Source organism: Vibrio sp. THAF64 (genome assembly GCF_009363455.1).
Taxonomy (GTDB): Bacteria; Pseudomonadota; Gammaproteobacteria; order Enterobacterales; family Vibrionaceae; genus Vibrio; species Vibrio coralliilyticus.
Genome location: NZ_CP045356.1, coordinates 1,585,767 through 1,603,637, shown reverse-complemented (window position 1 = coordinate 1,603,637; position 17,871 = coordinate 1,585,767). Strand labels below are relative to the sequence as shown.

Here is a 17,871-nt window from a genome sequence, read left to right as displayed (position 1 = left end):
AGTTAGCGCTCACAACGCTTAAGTCTTCTTTTTATATTGCCTTCTTTGACCATGAAATCGAATAACGGCGCAAATAAATTAGCAAACAGAATAGCCAGCATTATCCCCTCGGGGTATGCAGGGTTAAGCGCTCTAATGCCTATTGTCATAACACCAATGAGGATGCCATATGCCCATTTACCTTTGTTAGTAAACGCAGCCGAGACAGGGTCCGTGGCCATGAAGAAAGTGCCAAATGCCACACCACCCAATACGAAGTGCCAGTAGAAAGGCATCGAGAACATGGGGTTAGTTTGAGAACCAATCACGTTAAGCAGTGTTGAAGTAACAGCTAAACCCATGATAACGCCCGCGACAATCCGCCACGATGCGATTCTCATCGCTATGAGAAGCAAGCCAGCGAGCATGATCAGCAACGTAGAAACTTCTCCCATCGAACCGGGAAGATTACCCAAGAACGCGTCGCTCCAACGCAACACTTCACCAGTCATATTGTTTATCAGAGCACCTTGACCACCTTCATACCATTGACTCAGCGGTGTCGCTCCAGAATAACCATCAGCGGCAACCCATACCGCGCCTCCTGACATGTTGGCAGGATAGGCAAAGTAGAGAAACGCTCTCCCAGCCAGAGCAGGATTCAAAAAATTTCGACCTGTGCCACCAAATATCTCTTTTGCCACGACAATACCAAAGGTGATACCGAGTGCAGCTTGCCAAAGAGGGATGGTAGGAGGAAGAATGAGAGAGAAGAGTACAGAGCTCACGAAGAAACCTTCGTTTACTTCATGTTTCCTCACAACTGCAAACAATACTTCCCAAAAGCCTCCGACAACAAAAACGGTGGCGTAAACTGGTAGAAAGTAACTTGCCCCAAGCAGCATTTTGCTCATCCAGCCGGCATCGGCGACCCCCTGAGCGGAGCCGAATGCCAACATTAGTCTCCAACTATCAGCAACAACGGTCTCCAATTCTGCCACAGAGTATACGCTTAACAGAGCCATGGAGGACTGGTTACCAACATTGTACATCCCCCAAAACATGGCAGGGAAAGTCGCCAGCCACACCATTATCATAATGCGTTTCAAATCAATGCTGTCACGCACATGTGTCACACCTCTATTCACTAAACCTGGGGTATAAAATATGGTCGCAGCGGCCTCGAACACGGGATAAAACTTCTCATACTTACCGCCCGGTTCGAAATCGGGGGCTATGGCATCCAGTCTACTTTTCAAGCTCATATCTTTACTTCCGAATTAAGTTTTCAATCTTATCTACGAGCATTTTTGTCGTTTGGCGCACTACTAATTTTCTTAGGTTGTGAACAATCAACTGCCAGACATCGTACATAACAGCATATTCGTCGCGAGGAGCATGTTATGGAAACGCTGGCAGTGGACTTAGCAAGATTTCAGTTCGCGTTCACAGTATCTTTTCACATCATTTTTCCAGCCTTTACCATTGGATTAGCGAGCTATTTAGCCGTGTTAGAGGGTTTGTGGCTTAAAACAAACAACGAAAAGTACTTACAGCTGTACAAGTATTGGCTGAAAATCTTCGCCATCAGTTTCGGTATGGGGGTAGTCAGCGGCATCGTGCTTAGCTATCAATTCGGCACGAACTGGAGTGTCTTCGCAGACAAGACGGGGCCAATACTCGGACCTTTAATGGGCTATGAGGTTTTCACCGCTTTCTTCCTCGAAGCAGGCTTTCTCGGCGTGATGCTATTCGGAATGGACAGGGTCGGTAAAAAGCTGCACTTTGCTTCAACTTGTGTTGTCGCTTTCGGCACATTTCTTTCTGCATTTTGGATACTTTCCGTCAACAGCTGGATGCAAACACCCGCGGGTTATTCAATCAATGAAGTGGGTCAATTCATCCCAGAAAGTTGGTTTGAAATCGTGTTCAACCCTTCTTTTCCATATCGATTAGTTCACATGCTACTCGCTGCCTACCTAACCACAGCCTTTGTCGTTGCTGCTGTAGGTGCCTACCACTTGCTATCTGCTCCCCACAACCCTCTGGCTAGGACAATGTTCTCAATGGCTATGTGGATGGCGGCCATTGTCACGCCAATACAGATTGTTGCCGGTGACATGCATGGTTTGAATACCTTGGAGCATCAACCAGCTAAAGTCGCGGCTATGGAAGGTCATTACCAATCACACAAAGGTGCGCCGCTAATCTTGTTTGGTATCCCCAATGATGAAACTCAGGAAGTGGAATATAAGGTCGAAATCCCCAAACTTGGCAGCCTGATTCTGACACATGACTGGGATGGTGAAGTAAAAGGCTTAGATGCATTTCCAGCCGACGAACACCCTCCTGTTGCTATCGTATTCTGGAGTTTCAGGGTTATGGTCGGCATTGGCTTTGGCATGCTATTCATAGGTCTTTGTAGTTTATGGCTAAGAAAGAGAAAAACTCTGTTTAAAACGCCTTGGTTCCACAAACTGTGCGTACTCTTTGGCCCGGCAGGTTTTATTGCTGTACTAGCTGGCTGGATAACCACTGAAGTGGGTCGCCAACCATACACCGTATATGGACTACTCACTACCGCCGATTCTGCGTCGCCTATTGACGCCGCAGCGATAAGCGTTTCCTTAACCGCGTTTATCGTTGTGTATTTTGTTGTCTTCGGAGCTGGATTCTTTTATCTGTTGCGCTTGATGCGTAAATCACCAACAAAATATGAAGAGTCGTTGGACAGTCGTCTCCCTGATGGCACAGATTCTCCACCTGCTTCTCATTCCAACCATCTAACGTGAGGAAGGCGATATGGATTACGCACTAATATGGTACGGATTAATCGGTTTAGCTGTCCTCATCTATGTAATTTTGGATGGGTTTGATCTGGGAATTGGTATTCTCTACCCCAGCGCTCACAGTGAAAACGAACGCGATCTCATGATGAACAGTATCGCTCCTGTGTGGGATGGTAACGAAACTTGGCTGGTGTTAGGTGGTGGCGGCTTGTTCGCGGTATTCCCGCTGGCTTATGCCGTCGTCATGCCAGCACTCTATGCCCCGCTGATCCTTATGCTTTTAGGGCTCATACTACGAGGGGTTTCGTTTGAATACCGCTTTCGAACCAAACGAGGCAAATTCCTGTGGGACGGAGCCTTCTTTTTGGGTTCATTACTAGCAACAGCGATGCAAGGCATTATGCTCGGTGCCCTTCTTCAAGGTATCAAAGTGGATGGACGTTCGTATGCTGGCGGCTGGTTTGACTGGTTAAGCCCCTTCAGCGTGTTCTGTGCTGTGGCCTTAGTTTGCGCTTACGTATTGTTAGGTGCTTGCTGGTTAATCATGAAATTGCCCGATGATCTGATCAACCGTTACTATACGGTCGCAAAACGTTGGGGGTTGGCACTCGTTACCTGTATCGCAATCGCTAGCTTATGGTTACCACTCAGTAATGGTTTGGTATTCGAACGTTGGTTCAGTTTCCCTAACGCGCTGCTCTTCCTTTTCATTCCAATTGCTGCAGCATTGTGTATCTGGACACTATTTTCCGCTTTGTTGGAACACAAGGCACTCAAGGCGTACCTGTGCGGCATAGGACTGTTTGTTATCTCTGCGCTTGGTTTTGGCGTAAGCACTTTCCCCTACCTAGTTCCATTTGCACTGACATACCAAGAGGTCGCAGGCCCAGATTCAAGCCTTGCTTTCTTGTTGGTCGGAGCGGCTATTTTGCTACCCATGATCATCGCCTACAGCGCTTATTCATACTGGGTATTCAGAGGAAAGCTAAAACACGGTGAGGGGTACCACTGATGAAACAATTTGGATGGTTTTTCTTGATATGGTTGGCGAGTGTTTTTTCACTCGCCGTTATTTCGATGTCAATTCGTTGGATACTTTTTTAGAGGAGTAGGTTTAACCAATCACAACCAAACCAAACTTCGACAGTAGCTGCTCTTGCTGCCAATCACAGATCTTCACACCGTTGAGTGAGACCCTACGCATGTCTAAACCTTCCAGGTCAACATGAGTTAAGTCTGCGCTTTCCAAGTTGAATGTGCCCCACTGTTCTTTGCTGAATTCACCACGTGACAAATCCGCGCCCAACATACTGGCTCCGAACAGGTTGGCACCACTCCAACGATTTTCAAACAGCTCGCACTTTTCTAGCAATGCACGTTCAAAGTTGGCGTAACTCAGGTTACACCCAGTTATGTATGCAGAACAAAAGTAAGCTGAATGGCTAATACGATTAACAAAATTTGCTCGCTGAAAGTTCGCACCTTTTAAATCGCACTTTCTAAATTCGATACCAAAACAATCAGCACCAACAAACTGACTCATGGCTAACATACAGTTTTCAAAACTGGCATCCTTGAGGTTGGCATATTGGAAGCTGCACCCTTCCAGCGCTTGCGCTTCAATGAATTTGCAGTTGATGAACTTTGCATCACGTAAATCCGCTCGGTCAAAGCTGCATTTAATGAACTGACAACCCTCATACACCTGCTGCTGTAAGTCCTGATGAGAGAAGTCTTGCTGATGATACGTCTGATCTTTTATAGACATGTGTTCTCCTTAGTTGGCGCAAGACTAGCACTCTAAGCCTTTGTTTTTCCACAAAAATAAAACCTTAAACATCAAGAACTTAAAACACCCCAAAATCGCCAATTTAAGGCATCAAAATGGCGGTTTAAGGGTGTGCTACTTTGAAATTTGAAGGCGCGTATCAAGAAAAAAGTTTCAACCTTTAAATTACTGTTCAGATGACCGTTTTAAAAAGTAAAAAGGCGTAGAGCAATTGGAGCAGTTTTGCTCTAATACATGGCAGTTAATCTTAAGAGATCATGTAATGGAAGAAATCTATTTTGCCGGAGGCTGCTTGTGGGGTGTACAGGAGTTTATGAAACATCTGCCCGGAGTAATCGTAACTGAAGCCGGGAGAGCCAATGGCACTAATCAGGATACCAAAGGGGAATATGATGGCTATGCGGAATGCGTCCGCACTCAGTTTGACCCTGAAAAAGTATCAGTTCTGGAATTGATGGATTTCTTCTTTGAAATTATCGATCCTTACAGCCTCAACAAGCAAGGCGAAGATATCGGTAAAAAATACCGCACTGGTGTATATAGCATAAACCATAAGCATTTGACTCAGGCTCAGGACTTTATTGAGTCTCGTTCAGATCGCGAACGTATTGTGGTAGAGATACTTCCGCTGACCAACTATGTTAAAAGCGATGATGAACATCAGGATCGCCTAACCCTCCACCCAGACGATTATTGCCACATTCCGATAGATTTACTGCACAAATACAAAAACCAATAAATAAAAAGGCCAGAGCAATGCTCTGGCCTCTCGTTAGCAAGTTCAAACAGCTCTTACACTTGGAACTTGTTAAGGTTTTTGTGTAAATCAATCACATTCATCGCGATGGTTTCACTTGCAGCCGCTGTATTCTTTGTTTCTTCCGCGGTCTCTTCTGCTAACGTTTTGATACTGGTCAGGTTATTGTCCAAATCTTGCGCCACCGTCGATTGTTCCTCAGCAGCAGCTGCAATTTGTAAGTTCAAGCCAGCGATCTGATTGACCGATTCAGCAGCAACAGAGAAGGTATTGGCAGACTCCGAGCTTTTCTCAAGACAAAGCTTCGCGGTATCTGTTCCTTTCTTCATACTTGATACGGCATTTTTCGCTTCCGACTGCAACGTATCGACTAACTTCTGAATATCTACGGTTGCTTCTTGAGTGCGCTGAGCGAGTGAACGAACCTCGTCCGCAACCACCGCAAAACCACGCCCTGTTTCACCTGCGCGAGCCGCTTCGATGGCAGCATTCAAAGCAAGCAAGTTAGTTTGTTCAGCGATACCTTGAATAGATTCCAGTACTTGGCCGATATTGTTGGTTTCAGAAACAAGGTTTTCAATCACACCGGATGATGTGGTCACCTCATTCGCAAGCTCTTGGATAACCTCTTGAGTAGCTAGCGCTTCTTTCTGACCTTCCATTACGTGCTTTCTCACTTCATCAGTCACCGAAGACGCGTTTGCTGTACTGTTCGCCACTTCCTGTGTCGTCGCGTTCATTTGGTTAATCGCTGTCGCTACCTGCTCGATATCACAACGCTGCTTTTCAACGTTCTGCAACGTACGCTGCATAGCTGAAACTGCGACTTCTGATGACTGCCCGAGTTCTTCCGCCTTAGAGTTGATTTGAGTGATGGTTCCCATCAACACACCCAAGAACTTATTGAATGCGTTTGCCACGGTACCCGTTTCATCGCGGGACGAGTCATCCAATCGAATGGTCAAGTCGCCATCTCCTTCAGCCACCTGCTTAAGTCTGTCGATGAGATTCATTATTGGGGTGCGAATAGCACGTGTGACCAAGAAAGGCATAAGAATACCTAAAACTATTGACACTGAAGCAATGATCGTCATCCACTTGATCGCGTATTTCTCATCCTCTTCAGCTTGAAGTGCACTGGCGAGAGTAAAGTTTTGCACTTCATCGAGAATCGAAATCAACGATTTATCAATTTCATTTTCATGTGCTTCCACTTTCTTAGAGAACTCGAGCATCTCTTCGATTTGACCATTGCTGCCGTAGTCCATTGTTTTGTCAACTTCACCAACAAGCGTGCTGTAAGACTTCTCGACAACTTTCAGCTCGCCAAGAAGCTTCTTGAATTTTTCTTGAGCCTCAACTGAGTGCAACAGTGGTATGGCTTTCTCAATGAACTCTTCAACTTCATAGAGTTCTTTTTCGGTTTTGACCGTCAGGTCATGAACCTTTTTCTTAGCTTCTTCGAATACACTCATCTGGGCCAATCCTTGCTCAACGCGGATCGCTTTAATGAGTGCTCTTTCGAACAGAATCGCTTGTTCCAACTGATGCTCTGTCACCACCGTCAACATTTTAGTTAACGGGATATCTTCTTCTGCGATATCAACCAGCTCGTTACCAATCTTGTTCATTTGATAAAGGGCAAAAACGCCCATAATAATCATGGCAAGCAACTGGGACAACCCGAGCAAATACACCTTCTGGGCAATGGTTAATCTAGATAACATGCCTATCCCCCTCAATCCTTTTTAACGAAATGCTTGATCATTCGCATGGCAAAGCTTTTATGCTCCAGCAGGTAATCGAGGTCTCCTTTGTGATCCATAAAATCACTAAATCCAGGAATCGACGACCCAAGGTGCTGGTCAAGAACTTTGAAGCCCATTTTCCAATCAGGGAAACTGCGAGTGCTTATATGATGAAAACCGATACGGTTAATGTTGGTGTGACGAGTGTCTTTCTGTATCTTACTGAATAGTGATTCGACGCTGTTTTCAGGCCCTTCTAAAACTTGGATGAAGGTGCCATAACCGTCGTAAAGGAGAAGGCCAGTAATTTCGTTGTCCGTATTATTCTTACGTGCTTTCGACAGAATCGCTTCCAATTGATCTTGCTTAAGCCGTTGAACCGCTTTGCTGACATACACGAGTTCAATCATTTCCATTTATGGCTCCCATCACTTATATGTCCTAAGCCAGTGTGTTCAATTTTTATGACTCGGGCATAACTTGTTCTGAACTGATTTTGCTCCATCAAGACGACAGATAAAGCTTTGATAACAGATTCTTATCAAAAGTGTTTCTTGTATTGAGATACTTTCAAAAGACTCTGCACTAAAACCTTACCACCTAATAGGTAACCAAACATTAACAATATACTTACAATTTACATGCCAGATGAGAAAGCGTGAACAGCTGTGAGATTTGAGTGAAAACACATGATAATATCCATCAAGTGCATATTATCAATTGCATATTGCAACATAAGTCGCAATATGCAATTGCAATGTGGTTAAGGTGAGTAATAACCACACAAAACATATGGAAAAGAGTTGCTTAGATTTTTTGCTGACTTTTTACGGTTGGCATTAATGCTCCAATCCGCCAGTCAAATTTTACGGCACATACAGCCAACAATATCCCAATAACTCCCAAACCTTGCGATAGATTCACCACATTATCAAAGGCAAAGTAATCCACCACTAAAGCGGTCACGGGGTACACGAAAGATAAAATGGCGATGAGATGAGTGGTGAGTTTTTGAAAGGCATCATACATGATGACGTACATAAATCCGGTATTTACCAAACCAAGTGTGAGTAACGCTCCCCACTGAACTGGAATCTTCGGCAGCGCCGACCAATCCACCATAGGTAACAGTAAGACAACACCCACACTGAGCTGAACAAGTGCAATCACGCTTGGCGATACTTGGCTGACTTCTTTGGTCAATAATGTCGTCACTGTGTACAACAGTGCAGCACCCAGTGCCAATAACAGCCCAAACAATATTTTCTGGCTGCCAACATCTTCACCTTGCAGCAAAATACTTAGCTGCTTTAGATCCAGATCAGTCACTAACACCAACCCCAGCAATGCTACTGATAGCCACACAATGAGATTCACGCTTGGCAGTTGCCTTGCCATCAGTGAACCAGCAACAACTAACATAATTGGTTGCATGTGGTAAGCAATCGTAGCAATAGAGAAAGGGATATAATCAAAAGAGGCAAAGAGCAAAACCCAGTTACCCACCAAAGTAATACCACCCGCCAAAATCAACCCAAGTACTTTTCTATTCAGGCCTGCAGTAAACGAACCATACTGCCATTTAACGTAACCAGCCAGAAACAGGCCTGCGATCAAACAGCGGAAAAATACGACATTCCAAAACGATTGACCTGACTCAATCACAAACAATCCTATGGTTCCCGATAACACCATAGCGGTGATCATTTTGATGGTGCCGGCTTCTGTATCATTCCTATACATAATTCATCCCCTTGAATCTACTAAGTAATACACATAGATTAAGAAGTAATCCCCCACAAAGGCATGGCGAAATGAAGCTCATTTTTCAGTGAGACTTAAAAAAGGAAGACAAATATGCGTAAGAACCTTAAAAACGAAGATTGGACGCTGGACGCCATCGATAGCCAACTACTCGACTTACTTAACGAGAACGCACGAATGCCAGTCGCAGAGCTAGCCAGAGAAGTGAAAATGTCGTCTCCGAGCGTTAACGAGCGACTCAAACGTATGGAAGAGTTCGGCGTTATTTCAGGATATCGGGTTCAACTCGCACCAGAAAATTTAGGATTCCCACTTGAAGCCATCGTACGTATGCGTCAACTACCAGGAAAGATAAAACAGCTGGAAGCCATGATCATCGAAACGCCAGAGTTTATTGAATGCGACAAAGTCACTGGTGAAGATTGTTTTTATGCTCGGATGCGTTTCGGCACAATGGAGCAATTGGATGAAATCCTAGACAAAGTATCCTCTCTGGCTGAAACCAATACCTCCATTGTGAAATCAACACCCGTCAAACGACGTAACGTGCCTTACCAATATTCTCGCTCACAAAAATAATGGGCGAGCAAAACTCTGCTCACCCATCTTAATCTTCGCTCAATGAATAAATCCATTCATCGACTTTGACCTGCTAACTTAGCGCTTGCCGCTCTGTGTTTTTCCGAGGCAGGTTTTACAATCAAACCGATGCCTATCAGAAACAACGCACTCGCGATGACTTGCGGCATAGAGAGCACTTCGTCATACATGAAATAGCCACTGACTAAAGCGAATACTGGAACAAGCAAAGTCAAAGGTGCTGCGGTGCTTAACGGGTACTTAATCAGCGTTCGATTCCAGACCCAGTAACCAAACAAGGTGGTTGGGTAAGCCTGAAAAACCACTGCAATTGTCGTGTTCATATCCCAGTTTTCATACGCTTGCCAAAGGATTTGTTCACCGTGCAATGCCGTCGCGAACAACACGAGCGGTACAGGCGCAAACAACATTCCCCATACATTAAATGCAAAAGCCTGTTTGGTTTTGGAAGCTTTAACGATGACTCCCATTAAGGTCCAACTGATTGCCGCAATCATAATCAACATAAGGCCTGAAGCAGTAATATTACCGTTGGTCGCAGACACCAGCACCAGCAGCGCGACCATAGCAAGCAAAGCCCCCATCAATTTTCGAGGTGACGACTTTTCTTTAAAGACAAAAAGCCCGACCGCCATGCCGATCAATACGTTGCTCGACAGCAAAACCGAAGACATTCCGGAAGACAAACCCGCAGTAATCGACCAAGACGCCATGCCCCAGATCCCGACGCCAAACACTAACCCATAACTGACCAGATAGCGCCAAGCCACATTTGGTCTGGCGATGAAAAAGATCGCCGGGATCACCGCAAGCGCGAAACGGGCAGCTGTCGCAATCAGTGGGTGAACATTGGTAATCCCCATTTTGATCATTGAGAAGTTAAATCCCCAAATAGCCATGACGAATACCGCAAGTATTAGGTCGTTTTTTTTCATTGTTATCCCTCCATTCATTCTGTGAATATGAGTATCGCTTGCGAGCAAAAAGGGATACAGATACAATTTTTCAAATAAAAACCAGTACAGTTGTTATGATGATGAGCATTTATAAGCAGTTAGCCAATCAATTCATTGAAGATATTCAACACGCTAAGCTGTGTGAAGGGGACAAAATGCCCTCTTTACGGCAACTCTCACAGCAGCACTCTGTCAGTATGTCGACCGCCGTTAGTTGCTATCAAGAGCTGGAGTCACAAGGGTGGATCCAATCCCGCCCGCAAGCAGGTCACTTCGTCGCACCTCGCCAGCACTCCCATCAGACACCCGAGCTCAAACAGTTTGTCAGCACCGTATCAACAGTCCGCAACTTCAATTCCGTACATTCTGCACTGCGAGGCCCATTAGGTGTTTCCAGTACCGCCAATGATGAACAAGCCGTAACAGAGCTCGAACGCAGTTTTCGCCGAGCCTTGCGCCGAATGGGCGACCGACTCAACCACTATCCTGATGTTCAGGGAGAGCCTTTGCTGCGTCAGGCATTATCGACTCACTTTTCTAAAGTCGGCGTACACTTTTCTGCCAGTGATCTTGTCGTCACAGCTGGTTGTATGTCAGCGTTAAAAGCAGCGATTGAATCCTGCACTGAGACAGGTGATGCTATCGCAATCAGTTCACCATGCTTCAACGGCATCATCGAATTACTTGGTCAGATGGCGCGAAAAATTGTCGAGATTCCCTCTTTAGACGACGGCATCGATTTAGCACAACTGGAAGCACACTTTCAGCAAGGCAATGTCAAGGCGGGTATTTTCTGTACTTCTCATATGAACCCACAGGGGATCAGCATGTCGGCTCAGCAAAAACAAACGCTGGCGCAACTGGCAAATCAATACCAGATTCCTGTGATTGAAGACGACGTTTACCTAGAGCTATCCTACTCTGACCATACGCCTTTGCCTGCAAAATATTACGATCAAGCTGGTTATATTCTCTGGTGCGGCTCAGTTTCAAAGAGCCTGTCTCCGGGTTATCGATTAGGCTGGTGCTTGCCCGGTCGTTACAAGTCAACCTATCAAGGTCAGTTTGGAGCGAGTTGCTATGGAGTTTCGACTCCGGTTCAGTTAGCCGTGGCTGACTTCATTGATTCTGGCCAGTACGCCAAGCAACTCAGACGCAGAAAGCAAAAGCTACTTTCGCTAAGAAAAGACTATCTCGACTATCTAACCGCGCAGTTGCCCGAGCACATAAAGATCAGCAACCCACAAGGCGGTATGGTGCTTTGGATCCAAGCTCCGGGTTTGGACAGTAAACAGTTACAGAGCGAAATCGAAACTCACAAAATTGATATCCGCCTCGGGCATCTCTTTACCACTCTCGATCTCTATTCCGACTGTGTGAGAATAAATATGGGTTACCCGCTTGAAGGGCGTGCAAAAGAAGAATTGGACACGCTTATTGATCTTTTGATTACGCTTTCTGACTAACGGCGGCACATCTGCATGCCATTGAGATAGTGCTTAGGCGTCACGCCGAGGGCTTTTTTGAAGTGAGCAGACAAGTGGCTTTGATCGTAGAAGCCGCAATCAGTCGCGACAATCGACGGTGCCACACCTTGACGCAAAAGCGTCTGAGCATGGCGAATCCTCAGCTGTATCTGATATTGATGAGGCGCCAAACCGTAAGCCTGCTTAAACTGTCTCAATAATGTGTATTTGTTAATGCCGGCCAGATTTGCCAGCTCATCGATGGTTAAGTTTTGGTGTGAATACTCTCTGATATAATCACGCACTCGTTCGATGTTAGCCTTTGCACTGGCCGTCTCACCATCCGGCAACTTAGAACCGGAAGCACGAGCAAGACTGGAGAGAAAAGTGATCAACAAGGATTCCAGCACTAGAGCAGGCGCATCGATATCCGAGTATTCAAATAAGGTGCGTAAGTGATTCGTCAACGCCGGATTTTCAATTGTTGGCGTCTGAAACGAAGGGCTGTAGTGGCGACCATCGGTGTAATCGGCCAACACTTTGTTTACCACTTCAGGGGTTGGGTAAATGGCACGATAGCTCCACCCATTGTCACTGGCTGATTGACCGGTGTGGATAGCATCTGCATTTACTGCCACTAAAGAACTCGCACCAGACAAGTGGTTGCCACCTTTGTAGAAGAATTTCTGTGCACCACGTTCAATGATGCCGATGGCATAACCTTCGTGAACGTGAGGAGAAAAGTGTTCATCTTTGTAATGGGCATAGACACTCTCGATGCCTTCAAAGCATTTGATTTGCGAATACGTTGAATTCACCCAGACTCCCTCCTTGATCGTTCTATTACTTAACGCTAATCGAGTTTGAGAAAGGCTTCAAGTCAATTTCATCCTATTACTTTTCTACTCACAGTTAACCTAACTATCTAATAATTATAGAAATAACAAAGAACGCTCTTATATTTGAACGAAAACCAAGCAATAAAATGAGCTTAAAACGCCAATATCGTCCTATCTCGAAAGCATGAAACACAGAAAAATGGTGTAAAAAGAGATAGGAAAACCAAGATGCTTCAACACACTGACATGCTCGCTTATATCATGACTTGCCTAATCGCAGCAGGTACACCAGGCCCCGGCACTCTTGCCGTCATCAACTCTTCGATTATTAAAGGCACCAAACGCACCATTCCTCTTATGTGCGGGATTATTACCGGGATGGCGCTGGTTGCTACAGCTACGATTCTTGGGTTATCAGCCATCATTTTAAGTTCACAATCGCTGTTCAAAGCCGTTCAATTCATAGGAACTGGCTACATATTCTATCTTGGTGTTGTGAGCTTACTGCGCTCCCACCCTAGTGAAGGTGATGATGCTCCGCAAACCACTCACCGTACTACCGTATTCACTTCTGGAGTGATGTTATCTGTGTTTAACCCCAAAACTATTGTCTTTTTTGTCGCACTACTGCCCGCTTTCATCAACACTGAAGCCAATAGCTTACAAACTGGTATTGAGCTCACTGTAATCCTTTTATTATGTACCTTTTCCGTACACCTTATTTACGCGTTTGCTGGCAGTTATGCCGCCCAGTTTATTAAAGCGAAAACTCATTGGATCGAGGTTGCCACAGGTTTATTGTTCATCGCTCTTGCTATCTTTATGTTGATAAACACATTTTAAGTGAATCACACTCCCCTCTTTCTTCAGGCTTGTATTTCATCATTCACATCTAAATTTCCAATTTTGTCGAAATATATTGACGAACCAGTCACAAAACTTTAAATTTCGAATATTCTGGAAATTTAGATTTCATCAACATTTTGGTGTGGGAAGGTAAACATGACCGAGCAAGTAATCATTATTGGTGCAGGGCAAGCTGGGCTATCGACCGCTTACTATTTGAAAAGAAATGGTATTGACCCACTGATCTTAGATGCGAATCCAACACATGGCGGCGCTTGGTTACATGCATGGGATAGCCTGAGACTATTTTCACCAAAGGAGTACAGCTCGCTTTCTGGTTTTATGATGCCTAAAACTCGCGAGGCTTACCCTAGCCGTGATGAAGTGATCGACTATTTCGGCAAATATGAGCAGCGTTATCAGTTTCGTATTGAACGTCCTGTGAAAGTGCTGGATGTCACTAAGTTCGAAGACACTTTTCATATCACAACAGATAACGGGGAATTCCTCGCGAAAGCCGTTGTATCTGCGACTGGTAACTTTTCAGGCCAATTCATTCCAACTTTCCCCGGCCTAGAGCGCTTTATAGGTGATCAGGTACATTCTGCAGACTACAAAAACAATGCGATATTCGCTGGTAAGAACGTCGCGGTGATAGGCAGCGGTAACTCAGGATCTCAGATATTGGCTGAAGTATCTCAAGTCGCCAATACGCACTGGTTTACCAATCGCCCTCTCGATTACCTCGATGATGAACTGGATGGACGTTACTTATTCGAGCTTTCTACAAAACGTTATTACGCCGCGATGAAGGGTGAAAAGCTAGAAAACACCGATGACTTCTCCAAAATCGTCATGGTTGACTCGGTCAAAGAAGCACGTGAACGCGGAGTGTTGATTCGTGAAGAAGACATTGAATCTTTTAGCGAGCATGAAATTATCACTGCTAACAAACGCATTGCCATTGATGCAGTTATCTGGTGCACAGGCTTTAAGACTCAGCTCAACCACCTGAAAGGCTTACAGCTAAATACGGATCTACAAAGTTTGACTCAAGGCACTCGCTCTACTCAGCATTCAGGCCTATGGCTGATTGGTTATGGGGAATGGTCTGGCTACGCTTCGGCGACCATTATCGGCGTACAAAAGCATGCCCGAGAAACCGCCCGCCAGATAGCCGAGTCTTTTGAATTGATTGCAAGCTAGAATCTAGGTTCAGTAATGAAAAAGCCCCCACTCTCAGTGAGTAGGGGCTGTTTTTCATTCATTACGCGTTTTCGAGTTCAGGCTCGCTGATGGATGCTTTCAAGCCTTTAGCAAGACGCTCGACTGCTACCGTTAGCTCCTCTGGCGAGGCATTAGTGTAGTTAAGTCTTAATGCGGGCTTGGCTTCATCTGCATTTGGATAGAACACTGGGCTTGGCACAACCGCAACGCCATTCCCTAGTAACGCTTTTGCCAGTGCAAATGTGTCGCAAGATGGCAACGTCACCCAAATGAACATGCCTCCTTCAACAGGCTTCACTTCGCAGCCAGCTGGTAGTTGCTTTTGCAGCTCAGAAAATAGCTTCTCATAGCGAGATTGGTACAAGTCTCTAACCGTACCAATGTGCTGTTCAAAGCCTTGGTGTTTCAGCAAGCCCAGAAGTAGCGCTTGCATAGGGACACTTGAGTGTAAGTCAGCACCTTGCTTGATCTTGATGAGTGGCTCAAGATATTCACTCTTACCACTGACGACACCAACTCGCAGACCTGGAGACGCAATCTTTGAGAAAGAGCGCAGCACAATAGAGTGTTGTGGACAGAAATCAGAGACCAATGGAATCGCTTGACCTGAGAATCTAAGTTCACGGTACGGTGCATCTTCAATCAGAACAACATTGTATTGCTCACACAGTGCACCAACCTTTTGGCGAGTTTCCAACGTCCAGCACACACCAGTTGGGTTATGAAAATCTGGTACGGCGTAGAACATCTTAGGTGATTGTTCAGCGAAGCTCTTCTCAAGCGCTTGTAAATCAGGGCCCGCCTCCGTCTGAGGTACAGTGACAATATCCGCCTGAACCAAACCAAACACCTGCATCGCACCAAGGTAGCTAGGTGCTTCCATGACCACTTTGTCACCTAGGTTTACATAAGCACGAGCGATCAGGTCTAGCCCTTGCTGTGATCCTGTACACGCCATTACTGAGTGCGTCTCTGGCAACTCAAAATACTCTGTCAGGAACTCTAAAAGTGGGGCGTAACCTGCAGTTGCCCCGTACTGGAAAACTTCCGGCATTGATGAAAGGCTTTCTAGTGTTGGCTTCATTAATTCAATTGGAAATGTACTTTCATCTGGTAAGCCACCCGCAAGCGAGATGACATTCTTATCCGATGCGGCAGCGAGAATTTCACGAATATAAGACGACGAGATTTGTTGCAGGGAGCGAGCGATTTCCATAACAGTTCCTGAGTGTAATTTTAGAATTTTTATCGTCGAAAAGACGTTAATGAAGTGTATAACCCATTGATGAAAATAGGATGTCCGTTTATGCTGTTCAACATGTCCATTTATGCTATTTTTCTTTATGAGCCGACAACACATATTCCGAATCAATGACGTGCTTTATCACATTCATAAAGACATCAGTAAATCCTTACCAGCCAAGGAATTAGCGGACATCGCAGCGTATTCTGAGCAGCACTTTCACCGCGTTTTTAAGCAGGTTGTCGGAGAATCCATCCATCAGTATATTCGCCGAACACGAATGGAGTACGCCGCAAATCAACTAATGTTTGATCCGCATTCCTCGGTATTGGACATCGCCAACAAATGTGGCTTTCACTCTGTTTCTTCGTTCAGCCGCGCATTTAAATCCACTTTCAGTGTCTCACCAGGAGAATGGCGAAAGCACGAGCAACAAAATATCGATAAGCCCTATCTCAAAGATCCTGAAATCGCCGCAGGCTATTATCGCGTCGCAAAGAAAACTCTTCCCGAGCCTAAAATCATCGAAACCTCCGATCGTCTCGCTGCCTATGTTCGCCATGTAGGTTACAGCCGAACCGTAAAAAATGCTTGGCGAGTCTTAAATGCATGGGCAAGCAGCGAGGGGCGTGACACATCACGTCAATACGGTTTGCATCATTCAAACCCAGCGTTGGTTGAACTGGATAACTGTCGCTACGTTGCGTGTATCGAGATAGACAAACCAATCAAGGTTCGAGGTGTGGTTAATCAGTTAGTGATACCGGGTGGATTACATGCCGTGTTTCGTCTCACTGGAGTGTATGGAGAGCTGCTTCCTCAAATCAGTAAGGTTCATGAACAATGGTTACCCGAATCTGGCTTTAAATTGGGGTCAACACCCGCGTATGTTCACTATCATAGGAACCACTTCCTACATGACGATGAGCACTTTGAACTCGACTTTTACCTCCCTATCAGTTTCTATTAGGCAGTCACTTAGCTCGCAATCATCAAGGCTCGGATTGAATTAATTAAACCTCTTCTGTTAACGTGTTATTTCTCATTAACAACGGAGCTGTTCAATGGACTCAAGCAGACTAAACCAATATCTTTCTAAGATCGGTCTGTCATACATACCCCAAACCACAATCGACGATCTCACTGCCCTCCATCGTGCTCAACATCGCAGAATTCCTTTTGAAAACTTTGATGTAGCACTGCGCCGCACCATCCATTTATCTGAGGACGCTTTGTTCGAGAAACTGGTTCTGAGTGAACGTGGGGGCTACTGCTTTGAAGTGAATGCCTTGCTTCTTAGTGCTCTCAAGAGTCTTGGCTTTGATGCAAAACCGCTGCTTGGTCGGGTACATCTTGGGCCAGAACCATCCAGCCGCAGCCATCAGGTATCGCTCGTTGTGCTTGAGGGGCAGGAATGGATTGTCGATGTTGGCTTCGGGGCCCAGACTCCGCGTGCTCCTATACCTGTTGTTTTCGACAGGGAAATCACCACCGACTTACAGACCTTACGGTTTGTAAAACATCCTCTATTTGGCGCCATGCTTCAGGCAAAAATAGACGATAACTGGATTGATCTTTATAGCCTTGATTTCACTCACGTTTGCGAAAGCGATATTGCTTGCGGCAATTTCTACACCTCGACCAGCCCTGACTCCACTTTCTTGCAAAAGCGGGTGGCAACAATAACCACAGATAACGGCATCATCACGCTGCTTAACAGCACGTTAAAGATAAAAACGAACGAACATACAGAGGAAAAAGAGATTGCTGAGGACGAAGGCTATCTTGGTGTTTTAAAAGAAACGTTTGGCATCGAACTGGACGCAAGCTTTGACGATTTAATACCACTCAGCCCAAATATTTAGCGG

18 protein-coding genes are annotated in these 17,871 nt (G+C 45.4%); 10 read left to right on the top strand and 8 right to left on the bottom strand.

Annotation, left to right across the window (positions count from 1 at the left end; genetic code table 11):
• Positions 1-2: 2 nt before the first annotated feature.
• Positions 3-1,244 (bottom strand): NADH:ubiquinone reductase (Na(+)-transporting) subunit B, encoded by a 1,242-nt coding sequence (locus tag FIU99_RS23715; RefSeq protein WP_006961395.1) that lies wholly within the window; start codon positions 1,242-1,244, stop codon positions 3-5.
• Positions 1,245-1,382: 138 nt separating this feature from the next.
• Between FIU99_RS23715 and FIU99_RS23710 the strand changes: the two genes are divergently transcribed.
• Genes FIU99_RS23710 through FIU99_RS27770 form a run of 3 tightly spaced genes read left to right on the top strand, consistent with a single transcriptional unit; the run spans position 1,383 to position 3,872 of the window.
• Complete coding sequence (locus FIU99_RS23710; protein ID WP_006961396.1) at positions 1,383-2,771, top strand: cytochrome ubiquinol oxidase subunit I; 1,389 nt, start codon at positions 1,383-1,385, stop codon at positions 2,769-2,771.
• Positions 2,772-2,781: 10 nt separating this feature from the next.
• Positions 2,782-3,780 (top strand): cytochrome d ubiquinol oxidase subunit II, encoded by a 999-nt coding sequence (gene cydB / locus FIU99_RS23705; RefSeq protein WP_006961397.1) that lies wholly within the window; start codon positions 2,782-2,784, stop codon positions 3,778-3,780.
• On the top strand, positions 3,780-3,872 hold the full coding sequence (locus FIU99_RS27770; RefSeq protein ID WP_080555943.1) for a DUF2474 family protein: 93 nt from the start codon (positions 3,780-3,782) through the stop codon (positions 3,870-3,872). Before cydB ends, FIU99_RS27770 begins: the two co-directional genes overlap by 1 nt.
• A gap of 10 nt (positions 3,873-3,882) precedes the next feature.
• Here FIU99_RS27770 and FIU99_RS23695 read toward each other — a convergent pair whose 3' ends face one another.
• Positions 3,883-4,536, bottom strand: coding sequence for a Qnr family pentapeptide repeat protein (locus FIU99_RS23695; RefSeq protein ID WP_006961398.1), 654 nt, complete (start codon positions 4,534-4,536; stop codon positions 3,883-3,885).
• Between the two features lie 283 nt (positions 4,537-4,819).
• Here FIU99_RS23695 and FIU99_RS23690 point away from each other — a divergent pair, with 283 nt between their 5' ends.
• Positions 4,820-5,296 carry a peptide-methionine (S)-S-oxide reductase gene (locus FIU99_RS23690; protein ID WP_006961399.1) on the top strand — a complete coding sequence of 159 codons (477 nt, stop codon included), beginning with the start codon at positions 4,820-4,822 and terminating at the stop codon, positions 5,294-5,296.
• 53 nt (positions 5,297-5,349) lie between these two features.
• On the opposite strand, the gene FIU99_RS23685 is transcribed toward FIU99_RS23690, so the two are convergent.
• From FIU99_RS23685 to FIU99_RS23675, 3 genes are all read right to left on the bottom strand, one after another.
• Positions 5,350-7,041 (bottom strand): methyl-accepting chemotaxis protein, encoded by a 1,692-nt coding sequence (locus tag FIU99_RS23685; RefSeq protein WP_152472573.1) that lies wholly within the window; start codon positions 7,039-7,041, stop codon positions 5,350-5,352.
• 11 nt (positions 7,042-7,052) lie between these two features.
• On the bottom strand, positions 7,053-7,478 hold the full coding sequence (locus FIU99_RS23680; RefSeq protein WP_006961401.1) for a BLUF domain-containing protein: 426 nt from the start codon (positions 7,476-7,478) through the stop codon (positions 7,053-7,055).
• A 391-nt stretch (positions 7,479-7,869) separates the two neighbouring features.
• Positions 7,870-8,805 (bottom strand): DMT family transporter, encoded by a 936-nt coding sequence (locus FIU99_RS23675; RefSeq protein ID WP_039952157.1) that lies wholly within the window; start codon positions 8,803-8,805, stop codon positions 7,870-7,872.
• A 114-nt stretch (positions 8,806-8,919) separates the two neighbouring features.
• Between FIU99_RS23675 and FIU99_RS23670 the strand changes: the two genes are divergently transcribed.
• On the top strand, positions 8,920-9,405 hold the full coding sequence (locus tag FIU99_RS23670; protein ID WP_006961403.1) for an Lrp/AsnC family transcriptional regulator: 486 nt from the start codon (positions 8,920-8,922) through the stop codon (positions 9,403-9,405).
• Between the two features lie 56 nt (positions 9,406-9,461).
• On the opposite strand, the gene FIU99_RS23665 is transcribed toward FIU99_RS23670, so the two are convergent.
• Positions 9,462-10,361: an EamA family transporter gene (locus FIU99_RS23665; RefSeq protein ID WP_006961404.1), complete on the bottom strand. Its 900-nt coding sequence runs from the start codon at positions 10,359-10,361 to the stop codon at positions 9,462-9,464.
• Between the two features lie 101 nt (positions 10,362-10,462).
• On the opposite strand from FIU99_RS23665, the gene FIU99_RS23660 reads away from it, so the two are divergent.
• Entirely contained in the window at positions 10,463-11,848 is a 1,386-nt protein-coding gene (locus FIU99_RS23660; protein WP_039952249.1) for a PLP-dependent aminotransferase family protein, read from the top strand.
• On the opposite strand, the gene FIU99_RS23655 is transcribed toward FIU99_RS23660, so the two are convergent.
• Positions 11,845-12,666 carry an AraC family transcriptional regulator gene (locus tag FIU99_RS23655; RefSeq protein WP_152472572.1) on the bottom strand — a complete coding sequence of 274 codons (822 nt, stop codon included), beginning with the start codon at positions 12,664-12,666 and terminating at the stop codon, positions 11,845-11,847. The genes FIU99_RS23660 and FIU99_RS23655 overlap by 4 nt on opposite strands.
• Positions 12,667-12,915: 249 nt before the next feature.
• Between FIU99_RS23655 and FIU99_RS23650 the strand changes: the two genes are divergently transcribed.
• Positions 12,916-13,530, top strand: coding sequence for a LysE family translocator (locus FIU99_RS23650; protein ID WP_006961407.1), 615 nt, complete (start codon positions 12,916-12,918; stop codon positions 13,528-13,530).
• A gap of 159 nt (positions 13,531-13,689) precedes the next feature.
• Entirely contained in the window at positions 13,690-14,739 is a 1,050-nt protein-coding gene (locus FIU99_RS23645; protein ID WP_006961408.1) for an ArsO family NAD(P)H-dependent flavin-containing monooxygenase, read from the top strand.
• Between the two features lie 61 nt (positions 14,740-14,800).
• On the opposite strand, the gene FIU99_RS23640 is transcribed toward FIU99_RS23645, so the two are convergent.
• Complete coding sequence (locus FIU99_RS23640; RefSeq protein ID WP_006961409.1) at positions 14,801-15,976, bottom strand: PLP-dependent aminotransferase family protein; 1,176 nt, start codon at positions 15,974-15,976, stop codon at positions 14,801-14,803.
• Between the two features lie 127 nt (positions 15,977-16,103).
• Between FIU99_RS23640 and FIU99_RS23635 the strand changes: the two genes are divergently transcribed.
• Together FIU99_RS23635 and FIU99_RS23630 are read left to right on the top strand one after the other, a co-directional pair.
• Positions 16,104-16,973 (top strand): GyrI-like domain-containing protein, encoded by an 870-nt coding sequence (locus tag FIU99_RS23635; protein WP_043009986.1) that lies wholly within the window; start codon positions 16,104-16,106, stop codon positions 16,971-16,973.
• Positions 16,974-17,067: 94 nt separating this feature from the next.
• Positions 17,068-17,868, top strand: a complete 801-nt coding sequence (locus FIU99_RS23630) for an arylamine N-acetyltransferase (protein WP_006961411.1) — start codon at positions 17,068-17,070, stop codon at positions 17,866-17,868.
• Positions 17,869-17,871 lie beyond the last annotated feature (3 nt).

What these genes read in the sequence shown, in the direction of transcription:
- FIU99_RS23715 (WP_006961395.1), bottom strand. Translation starts at nt 1,244, where the DNA reads ATGAGCTTGAAAAGTAGACTGGATGCCATAGCCCCCGATTTCGAACCG.
- FIU99_RS23710 (WP_006961396.1), top strand. Translation starts at nt 1,383, where the DNA reads ATGGAAACGCTGGCAGTGGACTTAGCAAGATTTCAGTTCGCGTTCACA.
- cydB (WP_006961397.1), top strand. Translation starts at nt 2,782, where the DNA reads ATGGATTACGCACTAATATGGTACGGATTAATCGGTTTAGCTGTCCTC.
- FIU99_RS27770 (WP_080555943.1), top strand. Translation starts at nt 3,780, where the DNA reads ATGAAACAATTTGGATGGTTTTTCTTGATATGGTTGGCGAGTGTTTTT.
- FIU99_RS23695 (WP_006961398.1), bottom strand. Translation starts at nt 4,536, where the DNA reads ATGTCTATAAAAGATCAGACGTATCATCAGCAAGACTTCTCTCATCAG.
- FIU99_RS23690 (WP_006961399.1), top strand. Translation starts at nt 4,820, where the DNA reads ATGGAAGAAATCTATTTTGCCGGAGGCTGCTTGTGGGGTGTACAGGAG.
- FIU99_RS23685 (WP_152472573.1), bottom strand. Translation starts at nt 7,041, where the DNA reads ATGTTATCTAGATTAACCATTGCCCAGAAGGTGTATTTGCTCGGGTTG.
- FIU99_RS23680 (WP_006961401.1), bottom strand. Translation starts at nt 7,478, where the DNA reads ATGGAAATGATTGAACTCGTGTATGTCAGCAAAGCGGTTCAACGGCTT.
- FIU99_RS23675 (WP_039952157.1), bottom strand. Translation starts at nt 8,805, where the DNA reads ATGTATAGGAATGATACAGAAGCCGGCACCATCAAAATGATCACCGCT.
- FIU99_RS23670 (WP_006961403.1), top strand. Translation starts at nt 8,920, where the DNA reads ATGCGTAAGAACCTTAAAAACGAAGATTGGACGCTGGACGCCATCGAT.
- FIU99_RS23665 (WP_006961404.1), bottom strand. Translation starts at nt 10,361, where the DNA reads ATGAAAAAAAACGACCTAATACTTGCGGTATTCGTCATGGCTATTTGG.
- FIU99_RS23660 (WP_039952249.1), top strand. Translation starts at nt 10,463, where the DNA reads ATGAGCATTTATAAGCAGTTAGCCAATCAATTCATTGAAGATATTCAA.
- FIU99_RS23650 (WP_006961407.1), top strand. Translation starts at nt 12,916, where the DNA reads ATGCTTCAACACACTGACATGCTCGCTTATATCATGACTTGCCTAATC.
- FIU99_RS23645 (WP_006961408.1), top strand. Translation starts at nt 13,690, where the DNA reads ATGACCGAGCAAGTAATCATTATTGGTGCAGGGCAAGCTGGGCTATCG.
- FIU99_RS23640 (WP_006961409.1), bottom strand. Translation starts at nt 15,976, where the DNA reads ATGGAAATCGCTCGCTCCCTGCAACAAATCTCGTCGTCTTATATTCGT.
- FIU99_RS23635 (WP_043009986.1), top strand. Translation starts at nt 16,104, where the DNA reads ATGAGCCGACAACACATATTCCGAATCAATGACGTGCTTTATCACATT.
- FIU99_RS23630 (WP_006961411.1), top strand. Translation starts at nt 17,068, where the DNA reads ATGGACTCAAGCAGACTAAACCAATATCTTTCTAAGATCGGTCTGTCA.